The organism is Microvirga sp. P4_G7, assembly GCF_056401005.1.
The window spans coordinates 1-3,476 of record NZ_JBFUKD010000405.1 but is presented as its reverse complement, the minus strand read 5'-3'; the positions used below and the strand labels follow the sequence as shown (position 1 = coordinate 3,476).

Genomic DNA, 3,476 nt, shown 5'->3' with positions numbered 1-3,476 from the left:
GAGCCGGAACAAAAACCCATTCCCCATACCGCATTCGACCGTGTGCGTGCGGAAACGACGCTTGTGTTACTCCACTTGGACACCCTCGCTCTGTGCTGGCTCAACCCGAAGAACAGGCCTGCTGTTCCGGAATAACCTTCGAGCCGACAGATACACGGCCTGAACCGGAAAATTTGCTGGCCAGCAATAGCCCAGCTCCCGGGGCAGAGCCAGAGCGTTTTCCGATGGCGATTTTGTTTGGCCGCAAACACGCCACATCGTCCTTCTAGCTCCTTCTCGAAAGGAGTGTCGTATGTTCGAAGGATTGACGAGCAACACAACGGGCTTGGGCTTGACCCTGTTCGCCGCCATCGTGGTTCTCTGGCTGATCTGGATGGTCCTCCGGGGATTTCGGCGCGTTGTCGGGAGAGGAAGATCCGCGCCGGCGCCGCCGCGCTCGCACGCAATGCAAACGGTGGCCCGAACCGACCCACCCCTGGGACCAGTCGTTACAAGGGTTCAAGCCGTTCCGGACGCCGCTGATGTCCTGGCTCTGAAAGCCAGCATCGATGCCCTGGCCAAGCAAATTGCCACCCTCGAAAAGCGGCTCACGCCTGTGAGACCGGGGCCCGACGTTCCGGCCAATTCATCAGTCTCTCCGGCCGACGCACCGACGCTGCCCCGCGTTGCGAGCGAAGATCGCATGGTTTGAGGGAACGCCCTCCTTACTTCTGGCCCGGTCCTTGCATTCGCTCAACAGGCGAGTTCAACCATTGTCTGAAATGAAACCATTTGCCAATTGGTTCGGATTACACCTAGGTTGGCGGCCGAAAGCTTTTGTTTTCAGCCGCCGAAATCAATCCTAATCCGTACCAATGAAACAATTGGTTGCACCTGGAGCCAGGGTGACATGTCCAACAAGGCGCCATTGCCGGACATCTCGAACTTCGCGCTCTCGCAGCTTCGAAGCCTGCTGGACGATGGTTCATTCATGGCCGACGAGCGCCTTCCGCCGGAACGCGACTTGGCTGTCCGCCTGGGAATAGGCCGCCGCGCTCTGAGGCGGGCTCTCGAGGTACTCGAGGCCGAAGGCAGGATCTGGCGCCACCAGGGCAAAGGCACATTTCTAGGCTCTCGCCCGCTCCACGCGGAATCCGATCTCGGCGAGTTGTCGAAGCGCACAAATCCCCTCGAGGTCATGGAAGTTCGTCTCGAAATCGAACCTGCTCTCGCTCGCATGGCGGCGTTACGCGCGTCCAACGGGGACGTTGAGCGAATGACCCACCTTGCGGAAAAAACCGCCGAGAGCGCAGGCGGTGATGCCGATGCACGTGAATTGTGGGACGGCGCTCTTCATCGCGCCATCGCAGAAGCCGCCGGCAACACACTTCTTCTCGCCATTTTCGACACCGTCGACCGCATCCGGCAGGATATTAACTGGCGCCAACTCCGCGACCGGGCGCGATCCTCCAGTGGCCAGGTTCGCTATGTCGATCAGCACCGCCGCATCATCGCAGCGATCGCCGAACGGGACGCTCATGCGGCAGAGCAGGCAATGCGCGAACATCTGGAACAAGTACGTGAYGGTCTCCTGAAGGTGATGACCGCACCTCTCGCAACCCACAACCGACTCTCGGACGCACGGCCCGCGATGGCCCAAGGTGAACTCGCAGATGGAATCTAGCGCTGTGCAAATCGCAGAGGCCGTATCAACGCAGGGTGCCGCAGCACCTTCCGACGATGAAGCTCTCCTGAAAGTCGATGGCCTGTCGGTTCGCTTCGACGGCGCTCCGAAACACGTCAATGTCGTTGATGACGTCTCGTTCTCGGTCGGAAAAGGCAAGACCCTCTGTATTGTCGGCGAATCCGGCTGCGGAAAAAGTGTCACGGCATTGGCTCTGATGGGATTGCTCCCGACGCCGCCGGCACGGATCGTTGGCGGATCCGCCCGCTTCGAAGGAATTGACCTCCTGAACCTGCCGGCGCGCCAGCAGGCAGACATGCGCGGTGACCGGATCGCGATGATCTTTCAGGAACCGATGACGTCGCTCAATCCGTCGTTCACGATCGGCGATCAGATCGCCGAAGGTATCATCAGGCATCGCAACATCTCGAAAGCCGAAGCCTGGGAACGGGCGCTTGAAATGCTGAAGAAGGTCCGCATTCCAGCACCGGAAAAGCGCCTGCGCGCCTATCCGCACGAGCTTTCCGGAGGAATGCGTCAGCGCGTCATGATCGCCATGGCGCTCGCGAACGATCCACAATTGCTCATCGCCGACGAACCCACGACGGCGTTGGACGTCACGATTCAAGCCCAGATCCTCACGCTTATTCGCCGTCTTCAGGAAGAGACCGGCACCGCCATGATCCTCATCACGCACGATCTCGGTGTCGTGGCCGAGGTGGCCGACGAGGTGGTCGTGATGTACGCGGGTCGCGTTGTGGAATCGGGCTCGGTTGAGGCGATCTTCGATGATCCTCAGCATCCCTACACCATTGGTCTGATGGGATCGGTGCCATCGCTTGGACGGCGGCAGGGGCGGCTCGCGACGATCCGTGGAACCGTTCCGCCGGCGGACATGATGCCGATGGGTTGCCGCTTCACACCCCGTTGCCCGTTTGCCGATTCGCATTGCGCCAATGATCCCCCGCCACTCGTCGACGTGACGCCTGGCCACCGCGCACGCTGCTGGTACGCGCCCCTCGAACACCATCGCGGAGCAACGGCATGAACGCGACCTCGCCGGATCAAGCACCGCTTCTCGAAGCGGTGAATCTCAAGAAACATTTCACCGGCGGCGGCCTCCTCTCCGCTGGTGTTACGGTGCGCGCAGTCGACAGCGTCTCCATTGCCGTGCAACGCGGCGAGACATTTGCCATCGTCGGCGAATCGGGCTGCGGAAAATCGACCCTCGGACGTCTTCTGCTCCGTCTCATCGAGGCAACCGACGGCGACGTGCGTTACGAGGGCCGCTCGCTTCTTTCCCTGTCATCTCGCGAGATGCGTGCGCTGCGCMGCRAKCTGCAGATGATTTTCCAGGATCCGTTCGCATCGCTCAATCCGCGCATGAGCGTCGGCGACATCGTCGGCGAGCCGATCTGGCTTCACAACCTGGCACAAGGCAAGGACAGGCGTGAGCGCGTCGCCGAGCTTCTGCGCACCGTCGGGCTGCTGCCGGCCTATGCGGACCGATACCCACATGAATTTTCCGGTGGGCAGCGGCAGCGCATCGGAATCGCGCGGGCGCTTGCCGGTGATCCGAAATTGATCGTCGCCGACGAGCCCGTTTCCGCTCTCGATGTGTCGATCCAGGCGCAAATCATCAATCTCCTGGAAGATCTCAAAACGCGCTTCGGTCTGACCCTCATCATCGTCGCGCACGATCTGGCCGTGATCCGTCATATGAGCGATCGTGTCGCCGTCATGTATCTCGGTGAGATCGTGGAGTTGAGTGAGACGGACGCGCTCTTCGACAACCCTCTGCACCCCTATACGC

Annotated in this window: 3 protein-coding genes; all 3 read left to right on the top strand. The window is 60.8% G+C overall.

The features are described from left to right. The first annotated feature begins 889 nt into the window (after positions 1-889). Positions 890-1,663 (top strand): FadR/GntR family transcriptional regulator, encoded by a 774-nt coding sequence (locus AC1DT3_RS15425; RefSeq protein WP_477466126.1) that lies wholly within the window; start codon positions 890-892, stop codon positions 1,661-1,663. Next, positions 1,653-2,711: an ABC transporter ATP-binding protein gene (locus AC1DT3_RS15420; RefSeq protein ID WP_477466125.1), complete on the top strand. Its 1,059-nt coding sequence runs from the start codon at positions 1,653-1,655 to the stop codon at positions 2,709-2,711. Before AC1DT3_RS15425 ends, AC1DT3_RS15420 begins: the two co-directional genes overlap by 11 nt. Next, the coding region (locus AC1DT3_RS15415) for an ABC transporter ATP-binding protein (RefSeq protein WP_477466124.1) at positions 2,708-3,476 on the top strand (769 nt) is incomplete at its 3' end. The genes AC1DT3_RS15420 and AC1DT3_RS15415, both read left to right, overlap by 4 nt.

Bases quoted from the DNA above. Each gene is read 5' to 3' on its own strand.
- AC1DT3_RS15420 (WP_477466125.1), top strand. From the start codon at position 1,653: ATGGAATCTAGCGCTGTGCAAATCGCAGAGGCCGTATCAACGCAGGGT.